26 protein-coding genes are annotated in these 22899 nt (G+C 69.0%); 13 read left to right on the top strand and 13 right to left on the bottom strand.

Going from position 1 to position 22899, the window contains the following annotated elements:
- Positions 1-51 precede the first annotated feature (51 nt).
- The 5 genes from AMYAL_RS0143235 (at position 52) to AMYAL_RS0143215 (ending at position 5983) form a co-directional block, all read left to right on the top strand.
- The gene (locus AMYAL_RS0143235) at positions 52-951 is read left to right on the top strand and encodes an acyl-CoA thioesterase (RefSeq protein WP_020637544.1); all 900 of its coding nucleotides are present in this window, start codon (positions 52-54) and stop codon (positions 949-951) included.
- 459 nt (positions 952-1410) lie between these two features.
- On the top strand, positions 1411-2298 hold the full coding sequence (locus tag AMYAL_RS0143230; RefSeq protein WP_026467931.1) for a helix-turn-helix domain-containing protein: 888 nt from the start codon (positions 1411-1413) through the stop codon (positions 2296-2298).
- A gap of 12 nt (positions 2299-2310) precedes the next feature.
- Positions 2311-2520, top strand: coding sequence for a DUF397 domain-containing protein (locus tag AMYAL_RS0143225; protein ID WP_020637542.1), 210 nt, complete (start codon positions 2311-2313; stop codon positions 2518-2520).
- Between the two features lie 160 nt (positions 2521-2680).
- Positions 2681-2893, top strand: coding sequence for a hypothetical protein (locus tag AMYAL_RS0143220; RefSeq protein ID WP_020637541.1), 213 nt, complete (start codon positions 2681-2683; stop codon positions 2891-2893).
- Positions 2894-2956: 63 nt separating this feature from the next.
- On the top strand, positions 2957-5983 hold the full coding sequence (locus tag AMYAL_RS0143215; RefSeq protein ID WP_020637540.1) for a helix-turn-helix transcriptional regulator: 3027 nt from the start codon (positions 2957-2959) through the stop codon (positions 5981-5983).
- 9 nt (positions 5984-5992) lie between these two features.
- Here the strand turns inward: AMYAL_RS0143215 and AMYAL_RS0143210 are convergent, their stop codons facing one another.
- The 8 genes from AMYAL_RS0143210 to AMYAL_RS0143175 form a co-directional block, all read right to left on the bottom strand.
- Complete coding sequence (locus AMYAL_RS0143210) at positions 5993-7615, bottom strand: succinic semialdehyde dehydrogenase (RefSeq protein ID WP_020637539.1); 1623 nt, start codon at positions 7613-7615, stop codon at positions 5993-5995.
- A gap of 116 nt (positions 7616-7731) precedes the next feature.
- The gene (locus AMYAL_RS0143205) at positions 7732-8550 is read right to left on the bottom strand and encodes a hypothetical protein (RefSeq protein WP_020637538.1); all 819 of its coding nucleotides are present in this window, start codon (positions 8548-8550) and stop codon (positions 7732-7734) included.
- 103 nt (positions 8551-8653) lie between these two features.
- Entirely contained in the window at positions 8654-9247 is a 594-nt protein-coding gene (locus tag AMYAL_RS0143200; protein WP_020637537.1) for a DUF3558 domain-containing protein, read from the bottom strand.
- The gene (locus tag AMYAL_RS0143195) at positions 9244-9954 is read right to left on the bottom strand and encodes a hypothetical protein (protein WP_020637536.1); all 711 of its coding nucleotides are present in this window, start codon (positions 9952-9954) and stop codon (positions 9244-9246) included. Before AMYAL_RS0143195 ends, AMYAL_RS0143200 begins: the two co-directional genes overlap by 4 nt.
- The gene (locus AMYAL_RS0143190) at positions 9951-10334 is read right to left on the bottom strand and encodes a hypothetical protein (RefSeq protein WP_020637535.1); all 384 of its coding nucleotides are present in this window, start codon (positions 10332-10334) and stop codon (positions 9951-9953) included. Before AMYAL_RS0143190 ends, AMYAL_RS0143195 begins: the two co-directional genes overlap by 4 nt.
- On the bottom strand, positions 10331-10597 hold the full coding sequence (locus tag AMYAL_RS0143185; RefSeq protein ID WP_020637534.1) for a hypothetical protein: 267 nt from the start codon (positions 10595-10597) through the stop codon (positions 10331-10333). The genes AMYAL_RS0143190 and AMYAL_RS0143185 overlap by 4 nt, the downstream gene beginning before the upstream one ends.
- Entirely contained in the window at positions 10594-10953 is a 360-nt protein-coding gene (locus AMYAL_RS47500) for a YbaB/EbfC family nucleoid-associated protein (protein WP_020637533.1), read from the bottom strand. Before AMYAL_RS47500 ends, AMYAL_RS0143185 begins: the two co-directional genes overlap by 4 nt.
- Positions 10954-11080: 127 nt before the next feature.
- Positions 11081-11689 carry a TetR/AcrR family transcriptional regulator gene (locus AMYAL_RS0143175; protein WP_093976538.1) on the bottom strand — a complete coding sequence of 203 codons (609 nt, stop codon included), beginning with the start codon at positions 11687-11689 and terminating at the stop codon, positions 11081-11083.
- A 110-nt stretch (positions 11690-11799) separates the two neighbouring features.
- On the opposite strand from AMYAL_RS0143175, the gene AMYAL_RS0143170 reads away from it, so the two are divergent.
- Together AMYAL_RS0143170 and AMYAL_RS0143165 are read left to right on the top strand one after the other, a co-directional pair.
- Entirely contained in the window at positions 11800-12951 is a 1152-nt protein-coding gene (locus AMYAL_RS0143170; protein ID WP_020637531.1) for an acyl-CoA dehydrogenase family protein, read from the top strand.
- A 3-nt stretch (positions 12952-12954) separates the two neighbouring features.
- On the top strand, positions 12955-14127 hold the full coding sequence (locus AMYAL_RS0143165; RefSeq protein WP_020637530.1) for a CaiB/BaiF CoA transferase family protein: 1173 nt from the start codon (positions 12955-12957) through the stop codon (positions 14125-14127).
- Here AMYAL_RS0143165 and AMYAL_RS0143160 read toward each other — a convergent pair.
- Together AMYAL_RS0143160 and AMYAL_RS0143155 are read right to left on the bottom strand one after the other, a co-directional pair.
- Positions 14124-14648 carry a GNAT family N-acetyltransferase gene (locus AMYAL_RS0143160; RefSeq protein ID WP_020637529.1) on the bottom strand — a complete coding sequence of 175 codons (525 nt, stop codon included), beginning with the start codon at positions 14646-14648 and terminating at the stop codon, positions 14124-14126. The genes AMYAL_RS0143165 and AMYAL_RS0143160 overlap by 4 nt on opposite strands.
- Before the next feature lie 19 nt (positions 14649-14667).
- On the bottom strand, positions 14668-15444 hold the full coding sequence (locus AMYAL_RS0143155) for a crotonase/enoyl-CoA hydratase family protein (RefSeq protein WP_020637528.1): 777 nt from the start codon (positions 15442-15444) through the stop codon (positions 14668-14670).
- A gap of 132 nt (positions 15445-15576) precedes the next feature.
- Here AMYAL_RS0143155 and AMYAL_RS50090 point away from each other — a divergent pair, with 132 nt between their 5' ends.
- The 5 genes from AMYAL_RS50090 (at position 15577) to AMYAL_RS0143130 (ending at position 18584) form a co-directional block, all read left to right on the top strand.
- Positions 15577-15732: a hypothetical protein gene (locus AMYAL_RS50090; RefSeq protein WP_162182762.1), complete on the top strand. Its 156-nt coding sequence runs from the start codon at positions 15577-15579 to the stop codon at positions 15730-15732.
- Between the two features lie 349 nt (positions 15733-16081).
- Entirely contained in the window at positions 16082-16564 is a 483-nt protein-coding gene (locus tag AMYAL_RS0143145; protein ID WP_020637527.1) for a helix-turn-helix transcriptional regulator, read from the top strand.
- 131 nt (positions 16565-16695) lie between these two features.
- Positions 16696-17580, top strand: coding sequence for a lytic transglycosylase domain-containing protein (locus AMYAL_RS0143140; protein ID WP_020637526.1), 885 nt, complete (start codon positions 16696-16698; stop codon positions 17578-17580).
- Between the two features lie 255 nt (positions 17581-17835).
- Positions 17836-18207: a hypothetical protein gene (locus AMYAL_RS0143135; protein ID WP_020637525.1), complete on the top strand. Its 372-nt coding sequence runs from the start codon at positions 17836-17838 to the stop codon at positions 18205-18207.
- A gap of 23 nt (positions 18208-18230) precedes the next feature.
- Positions 18231-18584 carry a DUF3817 domain-containing protein gene (locus AMYAL_RS0143130; RefSeq protein ID WP_020637524.1) on the top strand — a complete coding sequence of 118 codons (354 nt, stop codon included), beginning with the start codon at positions 18231-18233 and terminating at the stop codon, positions 18582-18584.
- Here AMYAL_RS0143130 and AMYAL_RS0143125 read toward each other — a convergent pair.
- Entirely contained in the window at positions 18581-20005 is a 1425-nt protein-coding gene (locus AMYAL_RS0143125) for an MFS transporter (RefSeq protein WP_039796121.1), read from the bottom strand. The genes AMYAL_RS0143130 and AMYAL_RS0143125 overlap by 4 nt on opposite strands.
- Positions 20006-20141: 136 nt before the next feature.
- Here AMYAL_RS0143125 and AMYAL_RS0143120 point away from each other — a divergent pair, with 136 nt between their 5' ends.
- Complete coding sequence (locus AMYAL_RS0143120) at positions 20142-20711, top strand: TetR/AcrR family transcriptional regulator (RefSeq protein WP_020637522.1); 570 nt, start codon at positions 20142-20144, stop codon at positions 20709-20711.
- A 105-nt stretch (positions 20712-20816) separates the two neighbouring features.
- Here the strand turns inward: AMYAL_RS0143120 and AMYAL_RS0143115 are convergent, their stop codons facing one another.
- Together AMYAL_RS0143115 and AMYAL_RS0143110 are read right to left on the bottom strand one after the other, a co-directional pair.
- Entirely contained in the window at positions 20817-22391 is a 1575-nt protein-coding gene (locus tag AMYAL_RS0143115) for a solute symporter family protein (protein WP_020637521.1), read from the bottom strand.
- Positions 22388-22810: a DUF485 domain-containing protein gene (locus tag AMYAL_RS0143110; protein WP_020637520.1), complete on the bottom strand. Its 423-nt coding sequence runs from the start codon at positions 22808-22810 to the stop codon at positions 22388-22390. Before AMYAL_RS0143110 ends, AMYAL_RS0143115 begins: the two co-directional genes overlap by 4 nt.
- Positions 22811-22899: the final 89 nt, after the last annotated feature.

Genomic DNA, 22899 nt, shown 5'->3' with positions numbered 1-22899 from the left:
CGTCCCGCCTCACCGAGGCTCCGGGCACCCGGACGGCCTAAAGTTCAGGGCATGACTGAGATGGCCAGGGAAGCCGCGGCCGGTTTCGACAGCACCGGCGGCGTCGGCGGTCAGCCGGTGCTCGACAAGCTGGTCGCCCTGCTGGACTTGGAGAAGATCGAGGAGAACATCTTCCGCGGTGTCTCGCCGGCGCATTCGCCGGTGCGGGTGTTCGGCGGGCAGGTCGCGGGGCAGGCACTGGTCGCCGCCGGCCGCACCGTCCCCGAGGAGCGGAAGGTCCACTCGCTGCACGCGTACTTCATCCGCGGCGGCGACCCGAGCGTCCCGATCGTCTACGAGGTCGACCGCATCCGCGACGGCCGCTCGTTCACCACCCGCCGCGTCGTGGGCATCCAGCACGGCAAGGCGATCTTCTCGCTGTCCGCGTCCTTCCAGAAGGACGAGGGCGGCATCGAGCATTCCGAGGGCATGCCGGACGTCCCGGACCCCGAGTCGCTCCCGACGTTGCAAGAGCGGGCCGAGGGCTACTTCATCGGCCACCACGACCGGCCGCGCCCGATCGACCTGCGCTACGTCAACGACCCGCCGTGGGTGACCAGGAAGTCCGGTGAGCTGCCCGCCCGCAACCAGGTCTGGATGCGGGCCGACGGCAAGCTCCCGGACCAGCAGCTGCTGCACGTCTGCGTCCTGACCTACGCCTCCGACATGACGCTCCTGGACTCGGTCCTCGCGCGCCACGGCGTCTACTGGGACCTCGACAAGGTGATCGGCGCGAGCCTCGACCACGCGCTGTGGTTCCACCGCCCGTTCCGGGCCGACGAATGGTTCCTCTACGACAGCGCGTCGCCGACGGCGTCGGGCGCCCGCGGTCTGGCCACCGGCCGGTTCTTCGCCGCGGACGGAACGCATATCGCCACCGTTGTGCAGGAAGGCCTTCTCCGAGTGGTGTGAACGGTGACGTTCCGCATCCGAGAAGCGCCTTGTCCACTCTTTAGAGGGAATGGCGAAATGCAATAACATCTGAGATCAGAGCATTACGGAATGGCTCGGAATAAAGGGAGGGCCGGAACCGATCGGGGGACGGCTCCGGCCCTGCACCGGGGGTGAATCCGGCTTCGACGGGTATCCTCGCGGAAGCCCATCGGTGCAGCTCGCGGCCCCGCGCCCGTGCCGCGAGCGGATCCGCCATCGCCGATGAAGGCGGGCGTACCGCGTTGCACAATGCTCAACCTACAACGGCAATCTGCAAATTGCAGGATGAAAGTCCGGGCGTGCCGGAAAAATGGACGTGTGACCATCTCACCGAATGTGTCGCGGGCTGGTTAGATGTGCTTCGGCGGGGTAACTGAACACTGTTCTCCTCGCCGCGTCGTGATCGGTGTTGCTCGGACAGCTTGTGGAGGTGCCGTGATGACGAGGGGTCAGGGACCCACTGTGCGCCGCCGGCGGCTGGCGAGCGAATTGAGGCGGTTGCGCGAAGCGGCCGACCTCACGATCGACGAGGTGAGCGAGAAACTCGAATGCTCGGCGTCGAAGGTCAGCCGCATCGAGACCGGGCACGTCGGGGTCACCCCGCGCGACGCGCGCGACATGCTCGAGCTGTACGGCATCGCGGGTGACGAGCAGGAGGCGCTCGTCCAGCTGGCCAGGGAAGCCCGCAAACGCGGCTGGTGGCACGCGTACAACGAGGTGTTCACCGGCACCTTCGTCGGTTTGGAGGCGGACGCGAGTTCGCTGCGGGCCTTCCAGGCGCTGCTGGTGCCGGGGCTCCTGCAGACCGAGCGTTACGCCAGGGCCGTGATCAGGGCGATGCGGCCCGACGCCGAGGAGGCCGAGATCCGGCGCCGGGTGGCGGCGCGGATGGCGCGGCAGGAGCTGCTGACCGACCCCTCGCCCCCGGAGTACTGGGCGGTGATGGACGAGGCCGTCCTGCATCGCACGGTCGACGGGGCCGAGGTGATGGCGGAACAGCTGTACCGGATGGTCACGATGGCCGCGCGGGCGAACGTGACCGTCCAGATCGTGCCGTTCGGCGCGGGTGCCCATCCCGGAATGGAGGGTCCGTTCCTCGTCATGGGCTTCCCCGAACTGGCCGACACCGACGTGGTCTACGTCGACAGCACCTCCACTGGGCTCTATCTGGAGGAACCCCCGGACGTCCGGCGATACGCGTTGATGTTCGACCATCTCCGTGCCGCCGCGTTGAAGCCGGACGACTCGGTCGAGCTGATCGCCGAGGCAGCCGGGAGGTTCGCCGAACAGGCGGCCCTGCCGGAGAAAGTCCCCGGAAACGAGTAAGGAGTGGGGAGCATGACGCCCAACGATGATCTTTCCCAGGCCCAGTGGTTCAAGAGCAGCCACAGTGGCGGCGGCAACGACTGCGTCGAGGTCGCCTTCACCGGTTCCGGTGCCGCCCTGAGGGATTCCAAGGATCCCGAGGGAGGTGCCTTCCGCCTGTCGCCGCACGCTTGGCGGGGGCTGCTCGGCGCGGTGCGCCCGAGTGGCCCGGCACACGACTAGAGACACTGAGATTCGACCCCTTACGCCCCCCGAGCAGGGGATGGGCCGGCGTAAGGGGTCGAATCACGTCCGGGTGTAGGTGATCACCCGATGCCTCAGGGCACCCCTCAGGACGAATCTCATCACTACCAACGAGGCAGTGAGTTCCTAAGGGGAAATGATGAACACGAACGACGCTCTGCTCACCGGAGTGCTGGCCGAAATCGAGTACCGCCGGGAGGAGCTGCAGCGAGCGGGTCGCAGCGTATGGGTCGACAGGGCCCGCCGGGCGGGCAAGCGGATCCGCGCGCACCGCGCCGAGGTCCAGGTGCCCGCTCAGCAGCGCCGCGAGGCCGGGCAGCTGCCCGCCCGCAGCGGCGAGATCACCCGGTAGAGGTCGAGTGCGATGAAGCTCTCGGCCAAAACCCAGGCGAAGTTGTCGGCCCGGTAGGCAAGAATGCACCTCGTGCCCCGTCTTGGCTCCGGAATCCCGATCGTCGCCCGCACTCAGGAGATGCGGCAGCTCCGCGCCGCCTTCGCCCGTGCAGAACGGGCCGAGGCAGGCGCGGTGCTGCTCTCCGGTGATGCCGGCGTCGGCAAGACCCGTCTCCTGACCGCGCTCGGCGAGTTCACCGCAGGCGCGGGCGCCCTGGTGCTGACAGGGCGCTGTATCGACGTCCGCGACGGCGGTCTTCCTTATCTTCCGTTCGCCGAGGCCCTGGCGCCGCTGGCGACGACGTCCGATCCCGCGGTCACCGCCGCGGTCCGGGCCCGGCCGGCGCTGGGCAGGCTGCTCCCGCAGATGCAGCAGGCGGAGGAGTACCCCGCCATCGAAGACGGTCAGCTCACCGCGAGCGAACAGGTGTCGACGCAACGGCTCGGGCCCGAACAGGACCTCGGCCAGCTCCAGCTGTTCGACGCGGTACTGGGGGTGCTGACCGTCATCGCGCAGCGCCGGCCCGTGGTGATCCTGCTGGAGGATCTGCACTGGGCCGACGGCTCGACCCGGAACCTGCTGTCCTTCCTGCTGACGAGGCTGCGCACCCAGCGGCTGCTGGTGGTGGCGAGCTATCGCGAGGAGGACGTCCACCGGCGGCATCCGCTGCGGGCCCTGCTCTCGGAGGTGGTGCGGCTCGGCGCGGTCGAACGTGTCGAGGTCAAGCCGTTCGGCGCCGAGGACGCGCGCGCGTTCGTCGAGGCACTGGCCGACGAGCCGATCGGCCAGGACCTGATCGCCGACATCGTCTCCCGGTCCGAGGGCAATCCGTTCTTCGTCGAGGAGCTGCTCGCGTCCGCGAAGGACTGCCGCGAGCTGCCCGCCGGGCTGGCCGAGGTGCTTCTCGCCCGCGTGGAGCAGCTTTCGCCGATCACCCGCCGGATCCTGCGGGTGGTCTCGGTCGCCAGGGACTCGGTGGCGCACGCCGCCCTCGCCGAGATCTCCGGGCTGGACGAACTCGAACTCGACGAGGCACTGCGCGAAGCGGTGCAGCATCACGTGCTGGTGATCGAGAACGGTTTCTACACCTTCCGCCACGCGCTGCTGCAGGAAGCGGTGTACGGCGATCTGCTGCCGGGGGAGCGGGTGCGCATGCACGCGGCCTACGCGACCCGGATCCGCACCCGGACCCAGGGCCGCGGCCAGGACGCCCGCCTCGCGCACCACAGCCTGGAGAGCAAGGATTTCGTCACCGCGCTGGCCGCGTTGCTGCGCGCGATCGTCGAGGCCGAGAAACTCGGCGCTCCCGGTGCCGCGCTGCGGCACGTCGAGCAGGCACTGTCCATTTGGGACGCCGTGCCGGAGCAGGACCGGCCCTCGGACATCGACGAGCTCAACCTGCTGCACGAGGCCTCCTATTTCGCGAGCACGTCCGGCGAGCCGGAACGGGCGGTCGCCTATTCACGGTCCGCGACCGAGGCGCTCGGCCCGGAAACCGGCAACGAGCGATCCGCCAAGGTCTGGCGGCGGCACGCGGAGGCGCTGCTTTCGGTCGACGGCACGCTGGACGAGGTCGTCGAGGCGATCGACAAGGCCTGGGAACTGGTCGAACACACCGAGGCGAGTTCCGCGCGGGCCTGGGTGCTCGCCACGAGGGCGGGGATCCTGCGGCTGATCGACAGGCACGAAGAGGCGCTGCAGTGCGCGCTGGCCGCCGTCGCCGACGCGAGGGCCGTCGGAGCGGGCGGGGCGGAGGCGGCCGCGCTGGTCTCACTCGGGACGCTGGCCGACTCGGCGGGCGACGTCGAGGAGGCGCGGGAGCGGTTGCGCCAGGCCGAGCGGAAGGCCAGGGATTCCGGCGCCCTCAACGGCGAACTGCGGGCGCTGCACTTCCTCGGGCTGAGCTACGACGACAGGGCCGAGATCGGCTCCGCGCTGAAGTACTACGCCAAGGGCATCAGCCGGGCCAAGGAGACCGGGCTGACCTGGAGTTCGTTCGGGATCGAGCTGCGGACCAAACATCTCCAGCTGCGGTACGTCAGCGGGGACTGGCCGGAAGACGACGACGCGGGCCGGGCGGCCCGTGGCGTTTCGAGCGTCGTCGCCGGGCGGTTCCTGGGCATCTGGGCGCAGTTCGTCGTCGGCCGGGGCCGGTTCGCGGACGCGGACAAGATCCTGCCCAGCCTGCGGCAGCACTGGAGCACCGACTACTCGATCGCGCTCGCGTCGGCGGACGCCGCCATCCAGCTCGCCTCGTGGCGGGGGGACCACGCGGGTGCGGTGCGGGAGGCACAGGGGCTGATCGACTGGCTCGAAAGTGTCGAGCCCGCGGTTCTCGGCGGGATCAGGATCAGCGTGCACGGTCTCGCGGCCGCCGTCGCGCAGGCCGCCGAAGCCAGGGTGCGCGGGGATCTGGCGACCGTCGAGGCCGCCGTGGCGTCGGGGGAGAAGCTGCTCGCCCACGGACGCTATTGCGCCGAACACGGCGTCCCGCGTTCGGTGACGCTGGGGCCGGAGGCGCTGGCGTGGCTCACCCGGCTTGAGGCGCTCGGCAGCTGCCTTCGCGGCGCGGGTGACCCGGCGTTGTGGGCGAAGGCGGTCGAAGCGTTCGGCTACGGCGCCGTGTACGAGCAGGCCATGTGCCGCCTGCAGCACGCGAAGGCCCTGTTCGCATCGGACGGCGACACCGCGCTCGCCGCGTCGGAACTGCTGGCCGCGCACGAGGTGGCCGATCGGCTGGGCGCCTGCCCGCTGCGCGAAGCCGTCCGGGAACTCGGTCACCGGGCACGCGTCGAGCTGCCGGGAGAGCCCGCGGCACCCCGTCGTGACGTCGTCGACCCGCTCACCGACCGCGAGCGCGACGTGCTGGAGCGCGTCGCGCTCGGCCGGACGAACCGGCAGGTCGGCGAAGAGCTGTACATCAGCGAGAAGACGGTGAGCGTCCATCTTTCGCGCGTGATGGCCAAGCTCGGTGCGAGCCGCCGGGCCGAGGCCGTCGCGATCGCCTACGACCGTGGCCTGCTGGCAGCGCCCACCTCGTCCTCCTGACGCGTTTCGTCAGCGGCGGGGGAGGCGGCGAAGCGCCTTGAGGCTCACGCTCAGGCTCTTCGCCCACAGCTTCGGGGGGATTCCGCGACCGGGGCGCAGCGGCATCCCGCGCTGCACCGCGATCGCCTGGGCCTCGGTGTACTTGAGCAGCCCTTCGACGCCGTTGCGCCGTCCGACACCGGATTCCTTCATCCCGCCCATCGGCAGCCCCACGGTCCCGAAGGTCGCTGCGAAGCCCTCGTTGACGTTGACGGTCCCCGCTTTCAGCCGCGCCGCGACCTCCCAGCCTGCCCGGCCGTTGCGCGACCAGACGCTCGCGTTCAGCCCGAACTTCGTGTCGTTCGCGCGGTCGATCGCCTCGGTGACGTCGGTGTAGCCGTAGATCGACACGACCGGCCCGAAGGTCTCCTCGGCGAACAGCTTGACGTCCTCGGTGACGTCGGTGAGCACGGTCGGCTCGTAGAACAGCGGGCCGAGGTCTGGCCGGGCCTTGCCGCCGGTGAGCACTTTCGCGCCCTTGGAGCGGGCGTCCTCGACATGCGCCGACACCGTCGCCAGCTGGTCTTCCGAGGTCAGGGAACCCATCTGTGCCTGGTAGTCCAGCGCGCCCCCGAGCCGCAGCGCGGCCGTCTTCGCGACGAAGGCCCGCGTGAACTCCTCGCGGATCGACTCGTGGACGTAGATCCGCTCGACCGAAACGCACAGCTGGCCCGCGGAGGAGAAGCACGCGGTCACCGCGCCCGCGGCGGTCTTGGCGATGTCGGCGTCGGGCAGCACGATCATCGGGTTCTTGCCGCCGAGTTCCAGCGAGTAGCTCGTCAGCCGCTCCGCCACCCTCGCGGCCAGGCCCTTGCCCGTGGGCGTGGATCCGGTGAAGCAGAGATAGTCCGACTCCTCGACCAGCGCGTCGCCGATCCGTGAACCCCGGCCGAGCACGATCTGCCATACACCGGCGGGCAGCCCGGCCTCCTCGGCGAGCTCCTGCAGCCACAGCGCCGAGAGCGCGGTCTGGTTGTCCGGTTTCTGCACGACGGCGTTGCCCGCCGCGAGCGCGGGCAGGACGTCCATCGCGGTCAGCGCGAGCGGGTAGTTCCACGGCGAGATGATCCCGACGACACCCTTGGGGTGCCGGAGCTCGCCGACCTTCGTCAGCACCGGGATCAGCCCGGCGGCGCGGCGTGGCGAAAGGATCTTCGCGCTGTGCTTGCCGTAGTAGGCGGCGACGAGCGCGGTGGCACTGACCTCGTCGAAGGCGTCCATCCGGGCCTTGCCCGCCTCGATCTGCACGAGGTCGAGCGCTTCTTCCTGACGCTTCAGGACCAGGTCGTGGAGGCGGATCAGGATGCGCTGGCGGTCTTCGACCGGCCGGTCGGCCCACGAGCGCTGCGCTTCCCGCGCCTGGCCGAACACGGCACGGACGTCGGCGTCGGTGGCCTGGGGCAGCGTCGCGATCGGCCGCCCGGTGAAGGGCGCGCGCATCTGGACCTGCGCGGAGACGGTGGTGTTCTCGCCACCCACGACCCGCCGCACGAGCCGGTCCGCCCTCGCCATGGCCGGGGCGCCGGGGACGCCGCCGATGGTGGCCGGTTCTTCGGTGTGGTGGCCCGCGCTCGCCGGTGCCGTGCTCGTCATGCCGTCTCCGTTCCATGCCGCGTGGAGCCGGGAGGCGCCACGCAGAGCCCAGGTGTTACCGACGAGTACAGCATACTGCCGGTATGGAGACTGTCCACCGCTGATGTGAATAGTTTTCACATATTGCCGGGTTGTGGCGGATTGTCGGGCGACGGGCGCAGGATGTCCTGCTGCTGCAACGCCGAGCCCGCTGGCGGCGTCGGCGGTGCGGGCGGCTCGTAGGCCTGCGGTTGCGGCGGATAGTGCTGCTGGGGGACGCCGGGCGCGTAAGGGGTGAAGGTGGCCGGGTAAGGGACCTGCCGGGGCGCCGCCGGTTCACGGCGGTTGGCCACGATCGCCAGCCCGATGGTGAGCAACGCCACGAGCCCGCCGGCGAGCAGGATCCAGAACCCGCTCCCGGTCCCGTAGCGCGAGACGAAACGGCCGGTGTCCTGCCCGAAGCTCAGGCTCGCCGAGATGTCCATGCCGAGCATCCAGACGCCGATCGCGGTCCCCGCCCCGCCGGCGACCAGCAGCGTCCTCGCCGTCGTCGCGGCGGGCGAGGTCGAACTGCGCCGGTACGAGGCGAAGCCCACCGCGGCCCCGGCGAACAGGGTCAGCGCGGCGGCGGACAGCGGGATGCCGTAGCGGGCGACATGGGTCTTGTCGTAGAACTCTTTCTCCTCCGCCGACGGTTCGATGTCGAAGCTCCGTGTCCAGCCGGTCTCGGCGAACTTCGTCACCGACTTGCCTTCGGAGAGCTGTTCGTACGTCGACTGCGGAAGAAAGGTCGCGACGAGTACCAGCAGACCGGCGAAGACGCCCATCATCGCGGCGAACAGCCGGGGGAGCCGTGAGTCGGACGGCGGCGGTGGGGCCGCGACGGGAGTTTGGACGGGCTGCATTGCGCCGAACGGGCCAGTCGGTTGGTACGGCTGCTGCTGCGGCGCGCTCATGGTCGGCTCCTCCGCCGGTTTTGTTCTCCAGCAAGGAATTCCATCACGGATCGGCCGTCGAGATAAGTGTCACCTGTGCTCTGGTCAACGGCTTTCGCGCGTGCTACGAGCGAAGGTTCTCGATGACGAACTCCGTGATCTTCTTGGCCGCACCGCAAGGGTCGTACTGCCACGGGCCCGCCTCCGCGCGTTCGTCGACGTTGGTGCCGACGTACATCAAGGTCCGTTCGTCCAGTCCGAGTGCCAGCCGGCAGGCGAGCGGTCCCTTGTCCTGACGGCCGGGCACGTTCTCCTCGGCCCAGACGACCACCACCGGATAGCCCTTGATCGTCAGCTCTTCCCATCGGTTCCCGGTGTCCTTGCCGGTCGCGTGGTCGGTGTAGAGGGTGTCGAGGGTTTCCCGCAGCGGGCTCAGCCACGAGGTCTGTACCCGGACGACCGGGCCGAAGGCGAGAACGCATTGGGTGTCACGGCCGGTGTCGCGGGCGCCGTCGCTGAAACCGATGCTTTCGACCTGTTCCACGGCGATCGCGCTGCAGGGATCGGCGATGAACTTGGCGCTGTCGAGCGGAACCGGGATGGGCGGTGCCAGGTGCATGGCCGAACCCGGCGACGGGCCCGCGGCGGGCTTGCCGCATCCGGCGGCGAGCATCGCCAGGAGAACGATCACCGCGTACCGTCGTGCCAGGTACCTCATGCCGGGTCCGCGTCGGGCTTGATCCGCCAGCGCTTCGGATCGGCGACCACCACCGTGCTCGTGCCCACGGACGGGATCTTGGGGAAGTTCCGCTCGATGACCCGGAGCTGGAACCCGGCGCCGATCAACGCCGTCATGTCGGTGAGCAGTTTGGTGAGACCGGCGTTGCAGTCCCGCCAGAACGTGGTGAACGCGGAATTGATGCCGTCGATCAGATCCTTGATCGCCACCGGGGTCAGCGGCGGGAAGACCGCCGAGCCGAGGACCACGCCGAACTTCCCGCCGAGCTGGGCGAGGGTCGAAGCGCAGTTGCCCAGCAATTCGAGCAGGTTCTTGTAGGTGTCGATGATGGTGGTGGCAAGATTCACCACGATCGTCGTCAGCGCCCCCAGCGACGCCTGCCCGGCATCGAGGGCTTTCGTCGTTTCGTCGGCGTACGCCGCGAACTGGTCGAAACCGTCGCCCTGCCAGGCTGTCCGCAACGACAGTTTCGTGTCCGTGACGCGTTCGGACGCCGTCTTGAGTTTGCTCTGCGAGGCGAAGGTGTCCGCCAGCGCCAAGGACTTCCGCAGATCGCCGAGCAGGAATTTCTTGAGATTGTCCAGGAGTTCGAGGATGCCGTCCGCGCCGATCAGGTCGGCGTAGAAGCGGACCTCCTGATCGGCCTTCCGGGGGTACAGGAGCTCGGTCGAGGTTCGGCCGGTCACCGGATTCCTCCTTCGAGCTTCTTGAGCTCGTCATAGGCGTGCCGATCGAGTCGTTCGTAGTGTTCGGCGGCGCGATGGAGGGCGGCGCTCAGTTCGCCCAGTTCGGCGGAGTTGGACACCGAGATCTCCCGGACCTGGTCCACGGCCCGGTTGTAGGCGTCGACCGTGCCCGCGCCCTGTACTCCGCGCATCAGCTGGGTGAGGGTGCCCGGCAGGCCCAGATCGGCCTGTGCCAACCGGACGTCGGCCAGATCCGTGAGCGCGAAGGCGCGGAGGAGATCCGCCGCTTGGTCGATCGCGTCCGCCGCGGCGCGCAGCTTGTCCGGATAGACGTGATAACCCTGTCCCGGCCCGGATTCGAAGGGAAGCGGCTGACTCATGCGATCCCTCCGTCCCGCTCGGCCCGCTGGATGCCCGCGAGCAGCTTCCGCGACAGGCTCGCGGCGGAGTAGGACTTCACCACCGAGGCGTTGAGGGACACGTCCACCAGTTCGCCCGCTCCGGTGGTGGTGAACGTCCCGATCTCTCCTGGCAGCTGCCACGTTCGCCGCGCCCGCGCCGCCGCCCGTGACGCGTCCTTGGCCCTCGCGACCTTCGCGTCTATTTCTTTCGCGAGGTGATAAAGATCGTCTTCGTGATTCATCGAAGTTCCTCGCTCAGGAAATCGAATTCTTCGAAACTCTCCTCGTCTTCGCGGACTTCCGGAGATCTTCGGCGCCGGTGATCCTGTTCGCCGAACACCGCCCGCATTGTGGTCAGACCTGTTTCCGCCGCCGCTCTTCTCGCCGCGTGAACGGCTTCCACCACGGCGGGTCCCGCCAGTTGCGGATGCGGCATTCCGGTCGCGTGATCCGCGAGCAACAGGCCGACCAGCCTGCCTTGACCGGTCACGACGGCCAGGGCCAGCCCGTCATGGGACCGGCCGGGAAATCTTCGCCGTGCTAATTCCGCGTCGATTTCGACGGCGCGGTGCGTGAGTTCCTCCGCGTTCCAGGACACGTCGGTATCGCCTCCCCTGCGTGACTGCCCGGATATGCAGCGTAGTAAACGCAGGTAGGGCTTGTCTTCTTTCTCATGCTTCCGTAGGTGTGGTGCCCGTGCCTTTGCGAATTCGCACTTTTCGCGGCTACGTGGCGGCGTCCTCGTAGAGCATCACCGCGACGCGCTTCCATTCGTCGAGCAATTGCCGCCGCCGGTTCGGATCGCCGCCGAGTTCGGCGTCCAGTGCCAGCCCGCGGGTGAGGTTCACGGTCAGCCAGAACAGGATCTCCGCGCGCTCCTTCGGCAGGTCCCCGGCGACCGCGGTGATGTGTTCCAGCGTCGAGCGGCCCAGTGCCTTGTCGACCGGGCGGATCGCCGCGCGGAGTTCGGGGTCGGTGCGCGCCGCGACCCACAGTTCCGTGGCCGCGGTGGACAGCGTGCCCGAGTAGCCCTCCCATAGCAGGTCGATCGCCGCCGCGACCCCCGAGGCGCCGCCGGGAAGCGCCGAGATCGAGTTCGCGAGCTGTCCGCGCAGCTTCTCCGTCAGGTGCTCGACGGCGGCCGCCATGAGTTCGGCCTTCGCGGAGAAGTGATGCTGCACGGCGCCTTTCGAGACCCCGGCGCGGGCGCAGATCTCCTGGACCGAGGTGCGCGCGTAGCCGAGGTCGACCAGGCAATCGACGGTCGCGTCGAGCAGGGCGGTGCGGGTCTGCTCCCGTCGTTCGGCCTGGGTGCGATGGGTCCTGCCGATCACGCTCACCTGATCCGACCCCCTTTACGTGCAGCTCGGTACGGATGTACATTCCGGTTGGAACTTACATCCTAAGCGTCATGTTTTCCAGGTCCGATCAGGAGGCGTAGGCCGTGCCCTTGCAGATCCAGAAGAGTTCGTGGAGCACGACGGAGCTCGAAGACCTCCGGGACCTCGCCCGGACGTTCTGCCAGAAGGAACTCGCGCCGAACCAGGAGCGCTGGGCGGCCGAGAAGAAGGTCGACCGCGAACTGTGGACGAAAGCGGGCGAGGTCGGCCTGCTGGCACTGTCCATCCCGGAGGAGTACGGCGGTGGCGGCGGCACGTTCGCCCACGAGGCCGTGCTCTACGAAGAGCAGGCACGGTCCGGCGACAGCGCCTGGGGCGTCACCGTCCACAGTGGAATCGTCGCGCACTACCTGCTGGAGTACGCCAACGAAGAGAAGAAGCGGGAGTGGCTGCCGAAGTTCGCGTCCGGTGAGATGGTCGGCGCCGTCGCGATGACCGAGCCCGGTACGGGTTCGGACCTGCAGAGCATCAAGACCCGCGCGGTGCGCGACGGCGACCACTACGTGATCAACGGCGCGAAGACGTTCATCACCAACGGTTTCCACGCCGACCTCGTCGTCGTCGCGGTGAAGACCGACCCGGACGCGGGCGCGCAGGGGGTCTCGCTGATCGCCGTCGAGACCGACACCCCCGGTTTCAGCCGTGGCCGTGTCCTCGACAAGATCGGGCTCAAGGGCCAGGACACCGCGGAGCTGAACTTCGACGACGTCCGCGTGCCCGTCGCCAACCTCCTCGGCGACCAGGAAGGCCTCGGCTTCATCCAGCTCATGCAGCAGCTGCCGCAGGAACGGCTGATCATCGCCGTCACCGCGGTCGCCGGGATGGAGGCCGCGATCGACCAGACCATCGCCTACACCAAGGACCGGCAGGCGTTCGGCCGCCCGATCTACCACTTCCAGAACACGAAGTTCAAACTCGCCGAGGCCGCCACCGAAGCCGCGGTGTCGCGCGCGTACCTCGACCAGTGCATCGAACGGCACCTGCGCAAGGAACTCGACGTGCAGGGCGCGGCGATGGCGAAGCTGTGGACCACCGAACGGGTCAACAAGGTCGTCGACGACTGCCTGCAGCTCTTCGGCGGCTACGGCTACATGTCCGAGTACCCGATCGCGCGCGCGTGGGCCGACATCCGGATCTCCCGGATCTTCGGCGGCACCAGCGAGATCATGAAGGAAATCATCTCCCGCACGCTCTGAGCGATGACCGGCGCAGAAAGGAAAGACGTGGCGAAGAAGGCCGGCCCCCTCAGCGGGCTCAAGGTCGTCGAACTGGCCGGGCTCGCCCCGGCGCCGTTCGCCTGCACGATCCTCGCCGATCTCGGTGCGGAGGTGGTCCGGATCGACCGGGCGACCCCTGGCAACGACGTCATCGGCTTCCCGAACGATCCGCTCGCCAGGGGCAGGCGGTCGATCGGGATCAACACCAAGACCCCGGAGGGGGTCGAACTGGTACTGAAACTCGCCGACGACGCCGACGTGCTCATCGAGGGTTTCCGTCCCGGCGTCGCGGAACGGATGGGCATCGGACCGGATCAGGTCCACGCCCGCAATCCGCGGCTGGTCTACGGCCGGATGACCGGCTACGGCCAGGACGGCCCGCTGGCGGCCGTCGCCGGGCACGACATCAACTACATCGGCATCTCCGGCGCGCTCGAACCCATCGGGCACGCCGGGCAGCGGCCGGTGGTGCCGCTCAACCTCGTCGGCGACTTCGGCGGCGGTGGCCTCCTGCTCGCGATGGGGGTGCTGGCGGCGCTGTTCGAACGCCAGTCCTCCGGCAAGGGGCAGGTGGTCGACGCGTCCATGGTGGACGGGGCGGCGCTGCTGACCACCAGCCTGCACGGGCTGCTGGACTCCGGGCTGTGGCCGGGCGGGCGTGGCGAGAACATGCTCGACGGCGGCGCGCCGTTCTACGACACCTACGAGACCGCCGACGGCAAGTACGTCGCCATCGGCGCGATCGAGATGCGGTTCTGGGGCGACCTGGTGAAGGTGCTCGGCCTCGATCCCGAGCAGATCCCGGTCCACGTCGACAAGAACGAGTGGCCGAAACTGCGCGAGATCGTCGCCGAAGCCGTCGCGAAGCACACTCGCGACGAACTGGTCGCGAAAGCCGAGGGCACCGACGCGTGCCTGACGGCGGTGCTTTCGCCGCGTGAAGCGCCGTCGCATCCGCACAACGTCGCGCGCGGGACGTTCGTCGACGTCGGCGGCATGATGCAGCCGGCGCCCGCGCCGAGGTTCGACCGCACCCCGGCGGCGACCCCCGAGCCGCCGCGGCCCAAGGGCGGCGACACCGCCGACGTCCTCGCGGAACTGGGCGTGGACGCCGACGGGATCGAGCGGCTCAAGGCCGCGGGCACCATCGTTTAAGGACGTTCCAGATCGGACCGCAGCATCGAATAGAGGATGTGGTCGCGCCAGGCCCCGTCCCGGAATCCGTAGCCGCGCAGCACGCCCTCCCTGGTGAAGCCCGCCTTCGCCAGGGAGCGCTGCTCGGCGGCGTTGCCCGCTTCCGTCGACGCCTCGACCCGGTTCATCTGCGTGTGGGCGAAGAGGTAGCGGACGAGCAGCCGCTGGGCCTCGGTCCCGTGGCCGTGCCCTCGGGCCTCGGGAATGAGCACGAGACCTGCGTTCCAGCAGTACGACGTCGACCCGGTCCTGGTCTTGTGCCACGAGACGAAACCGAGCCGCCGCCCGTCGAGTTCGATCATCAGCATCCCGTTGTCCGCCGCGAGCATGCCGGTCTCGGCCCAGCGTCGGCGCAGGAAATGCGGGTCGTGCCAGCCGTGCCATTCGAACTTGCCCACGGCCTGGGGATCGTTCGTGAGCGCTTCGAGCATCGGCAGGTCTTCTTCGGACACCGGTCTGAGCGCGACTCCGGTTTCGTTCATCCGACAGACATTAGGACTGTCAGGCGCCGAAGCTGCCGTGACGCCCCGCGCCGTCACTGAACCGGCTGGCGCCTTCGACGGCTTCTTCGGCGAGCCCACCGCCGGTCAGCGCACGCGAGAACTCGGCCCGCATCGCCTCCTCTTCGGTCAGCCCGAACTGGCCGTACGCGGACGCGCGGTCCGCGCGCAGGCAGGCTTGCGGGAACGCGGCCAGTTCACGCGCCAGGGCTTGCGCGGCCGCCGTCGCCTCGCCGTCGGGAACGACCCGGTTCGCCAGCCCGATCGTGAGCGCCTCGTCGGCGTCGACCGGCCTGCCGGTGAGGATCAGGTCCAGCGCCCGCGAATGCCCGATCAGCCGGGGGAGGCGCACCGTGCCGCCGTCGATCAGCGGCACTCCCCAGCGACGGCAGAACACGCCGAAGACGGCCGTACTGTCGGCGACCCGCAGGTCGCACCACAGCGCCAGCTCGAGACCGCCCGCGACGGCGTGCCCGCGGACCGCGGCGATCACCGGCTTCGACAGCGTCATCCGCGTCGGCCCCATCGGCCCGTCACGCACCGGATCGAGTGAGTTGGTGCGGTCGGTCCCGACGGCCTTCAGATCGGCTCCGGCGCAGAAGGCGTCACCCGAACCGGTGAGGACGGCGACCGCGGCCCCGTCGTCGGCGTCGAAGGCGCGGAACGCTTCCGCCAGCGCGGCCGCGGTCGGCCCGTCCACCGCGTTGCGGGCTTCGGGCCGGTTCAGCGTGATCGTCGTCACCGGTCCGTCCCGGTGGACGAGAACGTTTTCGCTCATCGATCGCTCCCTCGGGGAATCAAGGTGGGCACCAGGCCCCGAATTTCCTTAAAGTGGTGACAAAGTCCGCAGTGCGCGCGGAGTCATCGTCTGGACACTACGGTGTGATGGGATGGAGCCATGTCGCCCGGCTTGAAGAAATTCGTTGTGATCGCTGTCGTCGCGCTCGTGCTCTTCTTTCTGATCAGCAGGCCGACCCAGTCCGCCGACGCCGTCCACACCGCGCTCGGCTGGCTCCGGTCCGGTGCCGAAGCCATCGTGACGTTCGTCCGGAGCCTCTTCTCCTGATCTGCCGCCATGATCACCGGCGTCCCTCGTGGCGCCGGTGATCACCGTGCGCATTCACCAGCGATTATCACTCAGCGTCACCCGTCTCGTATTTCGGTCGAACGACTCGACCATCCGGGTGGATTGCCCCCGAAAACCCGCTGGTCGACGAATTCGTGCCCTGGAAGCTCTGGCGGAAAAGACCTCCGCGCCCCTACGGTGCTCACATTGCGTGATCGGTTGGTCCTCCAGCCGCTGGAGGCAGCCTCCTGGGGATGCGTTTCCGCAGGTGCAAGCCCCAAGCAGCGGAAACTTTCAGCCGGGCAAGTAAGTCAGGACTTGTCAGTCGGGGAATCATGAGGAGGCAGGGATGACCGGAGATCCCGGAGTCGATGCGTTGATCCGGCAGTGGGCGGCCGAGCGTGAGCAAACCCCCGAGGAGCAGGAAACGGACAGGATCGCGTCCGCGTGGCTCGCCGACGCGCCCCGTCAAGTTCCCGGTATCCCCGGTCAGCGTCAGCAGTCCGGCCAGGCGCGCTGGGCGCCGGTCGAGGCCGCGGACCCCGGCTACGTCGACGCCATGAGCAGCCGTCTGCCCGGCGTCCCGCGCGACCTGCTCGTCGAGGCCGCGGGCTGGTGGCAGATGGTCGGTGGCGTCACCGAGGCCGAAGCTTGGTGGGACGCCGGCCTCAGCCCGCTCGACCAGCGCGCCCTCGACTACCGCGCGGCCGGGCTCACGCCGTCCGACCTGGGCCGCCGTCTCGGCCCGATGACCGTCTTGCAGCACCTTCGCCGCGGCAGCGCCCCGGCCTGGTGCGTCGCGCGGCTGGCAAGGCAGCAGAAGTCCGCCTGATGAGAACTTCTCGCACGCGCGGGTGAACCGGCGTGGCAAGGGCGATCTCGGCAACCGCGTAACGCTAACCTGCGCGGGCTCGTTGTTCGAGCATCGGTCGTGATCGCCGCCCACGCTGGAGGACCCGCTTCGTGCGCACCACCCCGGAAAACGACGAGCTCGTCGAAGACCCGGCCATGCCCGCTCCGCCACGCCGCGGGGTGGGCGCCGCCGTACTCGGCAGGCTGGTGATCGTGCTGGCCGTGCTCGGCCTCGCCGGCGGCGGGATCTGGCTGGTGACCAAGGCGTCCGCCCCGGTCGCGAGCCCCACGACGATGGAGATCCCCGCGCTGCAGGTCAAGGCGGCGGACGTCAAACCCGGTTCGGTCGCCCCGGTCAACGCCACCCTCGCGGGCGGCGCCGCCCAGCAGACCGTGCCGCAGCAGGTGCAGCCCAAACCGGGCAAGGACCCGCTCGCCGCGTGGGCCGACCGGGCGGCGCAGGCCACCACCATCCCGGCCAGGGCGCTGCTCGCCTACGGCAACGCCGAACTGGCGATGCGCCAGATGCAGCCGAACTGCAAGATCTCCTGGGCCACCCTGGCTGGCATCGGCCGGATCGAGTCGAACCACGGCCAGTACGGCGGCGCCGTCCTCGGCCAGGACGGACGGCCGTCGAAGCCGATCATCGGCGTCCCGCTCGACGGGTCGCCCGGCGTGAAGGCCATCGGCGACACCGACGGCGGCCAGTTCGACGGCGACCCGGCCGTCGACCGCGCGGTCGGCCCGATGCAGTTCATCCCCAGCACCTGGCGCCGGTACGCCGCCGACGGCAACCGCGACGGCGTCGGCGACCCGCAGCAGATCGACGACGCTTCGCTGGCGGCGGCGCGCTACCTGTGCGTGAACAACCGGGACATGTCGGCCGCATCGGGGTGGTGGCAGGGGATCCTGTCGTACAACAACTCGACCGAGTACGCGCAGAAGGTCTTCGGGCTGGCGGACGACTACGCGAAGGCCGTCGCGGCCGCCAAATGACCCGGCGGCCGCGGTAAGGCAACCGCGGCGCCGCACTCGCGTGATCCACCACGGATCTCGCGTGATCAGAGACGGATCTCGCGTGATCGAGCGCCGCACAACCGAGTGCGGAGTCCAGTCACGTGAGTTCCGTGGTGAATCACGCGAGTCACGCCTTCGGTCCCGGCCGCAGGGCCCGGCGGAGCGGCCGGGACCAAGGTCCCGACCGGCCCGGTCGCCGAACTTTCGCCCCGAGCCCAGTGCTAGCGTCGATGCGTGCCCGCATCGTCCGTCGCCCTGCGCCGTCTCGGCATCGCCGGCGTCTGCCTGGCGAGCCTGGCGCTGTGCTGCGGGCTCGCCTGGTGGCAGTGGGAGCGGTTCTCCTCGGCCAGCGGGACGTTCCAGAACCTCGGTTACGTCCTGCAGTGGCCGCTGTTCGGGCTGTTCCCCGCGTTCATGTTCTGGCGGATCCGCAAACTCCGCCGCCGCGCCGCCGAGGCCGACGCCCAGGAGACGGTGGCCGAGACCGCCGTCCCCGAGGTGCCTGCGTCCCGGCAGCGGCGTGCCCCGGCGCCGCAGCCGCCCGAGGACGACGAGCTCGCCGCCTACAACCAGTACCTGCGCGAACTCAACGCCCGCGACAAGTAGTCCCCAGAGAGGTTCGAGACCCTATGACCACCCGAACTGACGACGCCGCCCCGGCCCGCCCGGTCTCGCTGGGCGGACCGCTGATCCGGTTCCGCGTCGCGGCGTACGCCACCGGTGTGGCCCTGCTCGGACTGGTCGTCGAGATGCTGCTGCAGTACGTCTTCGGCGTGGAACTGCCCCAGTTCGTGAAGATGATCCCCATGGTCCACGGCGGGCTCTACCTGATCTACCTGCTGCTCGCGGTCGACCTCGCGATCAAGGCCCGCTGGTCGATGAAGGGCACGCTGCTCGTGCTGATCGCCGGCTGCATCCCATTCTTCTCCTTCGTGATGGAGCGCAAGGTCACGCACAAGGTCCACGCGGGCGCGAAGCTCTAAGCGGTCCGGCGCCGGAAGCTCAACGCCACCAGGAACGACACCGCCGTCACCACGGCGGCGGCGGTGAAGGCCGCGGTCATCCCGTCGACCGTGGTCTCCGCCGGGCTCCCCGACGGGGTCCGCGTCACCGAGCCGAACACGGTGATCAGGATCGCCAGCCCCAGCGTCGCCCCGACCTGCTGCAACGTCTGAAGCGCGCCGCCGGCGGCACCCGCGTCGTCGGTGGGCACGGTTGCCATGATGATCACGCTGAGCGGGGAGAACGCCAGCCCCGCACCGAGGCCCATCAGCAGCATCGGCCCGAGCAGATGCGAGAAGTATCCGCTGTCCGTGGTGAGCGTGGTCAGCCAGACGACCCCGCCGGTCATCAGCGCGGTCCCGGTCATGGCGAGCGGTTTCGGCCCGAACCGGGGGAGCAGCTTCGGGATCAGCCTGCTGAGCCCGAACATGCAGGCCGCCATCGGCAGGAACGCGAAACCGGTCTCCAACGCGGCGAAACCGGCGATGTCCTGCAGGAACTGGGTCAGGAAGAAGAACATCGACATCATGGCCATCGGCCCGAGGAAGAAGTTGACGTAGGCCGCGGCCCGGTCGCGTTCGGCGAACAGGCGCAACGGGATCAGCGGTTCGCTCACCCTGGTCTCGATGGTGACGAACGCGGCCAGCATCGCCAGCCCGGCGGCGAGGGTGCCGAGGGTGATCGTGTCGCTCCAGCCGTTCGAGGCGGCATGGGTGAAGGCGAACACGAGCGAGCCGACGCCGAAGGTGCCGGTGATCGCGCCGGGAAGGTCCAGCCGGGCGCGCCGTCGCGGAGGATCGGCGACGTACCTCGAGGTGAGCAGGACGATCGCGAGTCCGAACGGGACGTTGATGTACAGCGCCGCGCGCCACGAGATCCATTCGGTGAGCAGCCCGCCGAGCAGCAGGCCGATCGCGAAACCGCCGCTGGACATCGCCGAGAACAGCGCCAGCGCGCGCACCCTGGCCTTGGCCTCGGTGAACGTGCTGGTGATCAGGGCCAGTGTGCTCGGCCCGGCGAGCGCGGCGCCGACGCCTTGCGCGACACGGGCGGCGATCAGCAGTTCCGCCGAACCGGCGAGGCCGCCGAGCAGGGACGCGGCGGTGAACACGGCCGCGCCGACGACGAACATCCGGCGGCGGCCGAACAGGTCGCCCGCCCGTCCGCCGAGCAGCAGCAAGCCGCCGAAGACGAGGCTGTACGCCGTCATCACCCAGGACAGGCCCGTGTCGGTGAAGCCGAGTTCGGACTGGATGCGGGGGAGCGCGACGTTCATCACCGTCGCGTCGAGGATGAGCATGAGCTGGCAGGTCAGGATGATCGGCAGGACCAGCGAGTGCGGAGGCGGTGGGGCCCCGGCAGTCTCGGGCCTAGGCTCGGCACGCAAGGTTCGCTCGGTCAAGGAATACTCCAAAGACGTAACGAGATGAAGCGGAGAGACTCTCCACTTGAGGTCGTGAGCGATGATATGGAGAGTGTCTCCGCTTACGCAAGTGGATTCGGAGAATGTCTCCGTTTTCGTCGCCCGAGGAGGTCAGATGGACACGGCCGATCCGGCCCGCCCCATGCGTGCGGACGCGCGGCGCAACTACGAGCGCATCGTGGCCGTGGCGAAGGAGGCGTTCACCGCCGACGGGGTCGACGTGCCCGCCGACGACATCGCCAAACGCGCCGGGGTCGGCGCGGGCACGCTGTACCGGCACTTCCCGACACGGGACAAACTGATCGAGGCCGTCTACCGCGACGAGATCGACGGGCTGGCGCAGCAGGCCTACGACCTGCTCGAAGAGCTGCCGCCGGGCAAAGCGCTCGAGACGTGGCTGGCCACGCACATCGTCTACGTGGTCGAGAAGCACGGGCTCGCGATGACGCTGAAGGCGTCCGTCGACGCCGGGTCCGAAGTCTTCGGCTGGTGCCGGGTACGGCTGCACGCCGCGGCCGACACGATCGTGAAGGCGGCTCAGGACGAAGGCACGATCCGGGCCGACGTCACCGGCCCCGACATCCTGCGGTTGGGCCACGGGGTGGGCTCGGCCGCGAGCAAGGCGTCGCCCGAGGACACGGAGCGGCTGCTCACGATCGTGCTGGACGGCCTCCGGAAGCAATGAGGCTCACTGCGGACTGGACCTTCGCACCTCGCCGCAGTACATGAAGGCCCCCTTGCTTACGCCAGGCGCAAGCAAGGGGGCCTTCATGTACTGCGAGAGCGCCCGTCAGGAGCCGATCCCCGTCAGGGACCGCACCTCCATCTCCGCGTGCTTGACCGGATCGGCCTTCGACCGGCCGACGAACGTGCCCACGATCCCGCACAGGAACGAGAACGGGATCGACACCAGGCCGGGGTTCTTCAGCGGGAACCAGTGGAAGTCGACGCTCTTGACGATCGAGTCCGCGGCCCCGGACATCACCGGCGAGAAGAACACGAGCACCAGGCTCGCGATCAGCCCGCCGTAGATGCCCCACAGGGTGCCGGTGGTGTTGAAGCGTTTCCAGAACAGCGAGTACAGCAGCGTCGAGAGGTTCGCCGACGCCGCGACCGCGAACGCCAGCGCCACCAGGAACGCGATGTTCTGGCCGTTCGCCAGGATGCCGCCCACGATCGCGAGCGCCCCGACGGCGACCGCGGTCAGCCGGGCGACCCGGACCTCCGCGGCCGGTTCCGCCTTGCCGCGTTTGAAGATGTTCGCGTAGACGTCGTGGGCGAAGGAGGCCGACGCGGTGATCGTCAGCCCGGCGACGACGGCGAGGATGGTCGCGAAGGCCACCGCCGAGACGATGCCGAGCAGCAGGGTGCCGCCGATGTTCAGCGCGAGCAGCGGCGCCGCCGAGTTCTCCCCGCCCGGCGCGTTCTTGATCGTCTCCGGGCCGACCAGCGCGGCCGCGCCGAAGCCGATGACCAGGGTGCAGAGGTAGAAGATGGTCATGCACGCGGTCGCCCACACCACCGAGCGCCGCGCCTCGCGCGAGTTCGGCACCGTGTAGAAGCGCATCAGCACGTGCGGGAGCGCGGCGGCGCCGAGGACCAGCGCGAGCGCCAGCGAGACGAAGTCGAGTTTCGTGACCTCGCTCTTGCCGTACGAGCCGCCGGGCTCCAGCAGCTCGTCGCCGAGCGGGCTGTTGTCGGCGGCGGCCGAGAGCAGGTTCGAGAAGCTGAAGCCGAACTTGCCGAACAGGAACACGGTGATCAGCGCGCCGGTCAGCAGCAGGATGGTCGCCTTGATGATCTGCACCCACGTGGTGCCCTTCATCCCGCCGACCAGCACATACAGCACCATGACGATGCCGACGACGCCGATCACCAGCGCCTGGCCGATCCCGCCGTGGATGTCGAGCAGCAGGGCGACCAGCCCGCCGGCGCCCGCCATCTGCGCGAGCATGTAGAAGAAGGAGATCACCAGTGTCGACGTCGCGGCCGCGGCGCGGACCGGTCGCTGCTTCATCCGGAAGCTCAGCACGTCGCCCATGGTGAAGCGGCCGGTGTTGCGCAGCAGTTCCGCGATCAGCAGCAGGTCGACCATCCAGGCGACGAGGAACCCGATCGAGTACAGGAAGCCGTCGTAGCCGTGGATCGCGATCGCCCCGGCGATACCGAGGAACGACGCCGCCGAGAGGAAGTCGCCCGAAAGAGCGATTCCGTTCTGCCGTCCGGTGAAGGCGCTGCCCGCCGCGTAGTAGTCCGAAGTGGACGAGTTGCGTGTACTGGCGCGATACACCACATACAGGGTGATCGCGACGAACAGCGCGAACACCGCGATGTTCAGGGCCGGGTTGTTGTCGGGGATGCTCATCGCTCACCCGCCCCGACCGAAGCCCGCAGCCGTTCGACCTGGGGATCGAGCCGCTTGTTGGCGAACTTCAGGTAGGCGATCGTGATCAGGACGGTGCTGGCGAACTGGCCGAGCCCGAGCAGGATGCCGACATTGACCTCGCCCCACACCTTCCGGCTCATGAAGTCGTGGGCGTAGGCCGCCAGCAGCACGAACGTCATGTACCAGGTGAAGAACAGCAGGCTCATCGGGAACACGAACCGCCGGAAGGTCTTGCGCAGCGCGACGAACTCCTTGCCGTGCTGGATCCGGTCGAAGTCCGGGCCGGTGCTGCGCGGCGGCGGGGTAGCGGGCTTGCGCTCGCGGGCGAACAGCGCGGGCATCTGCCCGGTGTCCTCCAGGGCGTTGCTCGCCGCGTAAGGACGCGCGACGTCGGGCATGGGTTCCTCCGGGGCTTGCTTGCATCCGTGGCGCGGTACGGGAGCGCACATACTAACTACGGCTTCACGCGCGCTGAATAGGCGACCCC

The sequence above is a fragment of the Amycolatopsis alba DSM 44262 genome, from assembly GCF_000384215.1.
GTDB lineage: Bacteria > Actinomycetota > Actinomycetes > Mycobacteriales > Pseudonocardiaceae > Amycolatopsis > Amycolatopsis alba.
The sequence above is the reverse complement of the archived record's forward strand: the minus strand, read 5'-3'. Positions and strand labels throughout refer to the sequence as shown.

Bases quoted from the DNA above. Each gene is read 5' to 3' on its own strand.
- AMYAL_RS0143165 (WP_020637530.1), top strand. From the start codon at position 12,955: ATGACCGGCGCAGAAAGGAAAGACGTGGCGAAGAAGGCCGGCCCCCTC.
- AMYAL_RS0143215 (WP_020637540.1), top strand. From the start codon at position 2,957: ATGCACCTCGTGCCCCGTCTTGGCTCCGGAATCCCGATCGTCGCCCGC.
- AMYAL_RS0143120 (WP_020637522.1), top strand. From the start codon at position 20,142: ATGGACACGGCCGATCCGGCCCGCCCCATGCGTGCGGACGCGCGGCGC.
- AMYAL_RS0143220 (WP_020637541.1), top strand. From the start codon at position 2,681: ATGAACACGAACGACGCTCTGCTCACCGGAGTGCTGGCCGAAATCGAG.
- AMYAL_RS0143155 (WP_020637528.1), bottom strand. From the start codon at position 15,444: ATGAGCGAAAACGTTCTCGTCCACCGGGACGGACCGGTGACGACGATC.
- AMYAL_RS0143160 (WP_020637529.1), bottom strand. From the start codon at position 14,648: ATGAACGAAACCGGAGTCGCGCTCAGACCGGTGTCCGAAGAAGACCTG.
- AMYAL_RS0143230 (WP_026467931.1), top strand. From the start codon at position 1,411: ATGACGAGGGGTCAGGGACCCACTGTGCGCCGCCGGCGGCTGGCGAGC.
- AMYAL_RS0143115 (WP_020637521.1), bottom strand. From the start codon at position 22,391: ATGAGCATCCCCGACAACAACCCGGCCCTGAACATCGCGGTGTTCGCG.
- AMYAL_RS0143190 (WP_020637535.1), bottom strand. From the start codon at position 10,334: ATGAGTCAGCCGCTTCCCTTCGAATCCGGGCCGGGACAGGGTTATCAC.
- AMYAL_RS0143235 (WP_020637544.1), top strand. From the start codon at position 52: ATGACTGAGATGGCCAGGGAAGCCGCGGCCGGTTTCGACAGCACCGGC.
- AMYAL_RS0143110 (WP_020637520.1), bottom strand. From the start codon at position 22,810: ATGCCCGACGTCGCGCGTCCTTACGCGGCGAGCAACGCCCTGGAGGAC.
- AMYAL_RS0143225 (WP_020637542.1), top strand. From the start codon at position 2,311: ATGACGCCCAACGATGATCTTTCCCAGGCCCAGTGGTTCAAGAGCAGC.
- AMYAL_RS0143205 (WP_020637538.1), bottom strand. From the start codon at position 8,550: ATGAGCGCGCCGCAGCAGCAGCCGTACCAACCGACTGGCCCGTTCGGC.
- AMYAL_RS0143210 (WP_020637539.1), bottom strand. From the start codon at position 7,615: ATGACGAGCACGGCACCGGCGAGCGCGGGCCACCACACCGAAGAACCG.
- AMYAL_RS0143185 (WP_020637534.1), bottom strand. From the start codon at position 10,597: ATGAATCACGAAGACGATCTTTATCACCTCGCGAAAGAAATAGACGCG.
- AMYAL_RS0143200 (WP_020637537.1), bottom strand. From the start codon at position 9,247: ATGAGGTACCTGGCACGACGGTACGCGGTGATCGTTCTCCTGGCGATG.
- AMYAL_RS0143145 (WP_020637527.1), top strand. From the start codon at position 16,082: ATGACCGGAGATCCCGGAGTCGATGCGTTGATCCGGCAGTGGGCGGCC.
- AMYAL_RS0143130 (WP_020637524.1), top strand. From the start codon at position 18,231: ATGACCACCCGAACTGACGACGCCGCCCCGGCCCGCCCGGTCTCGCTG.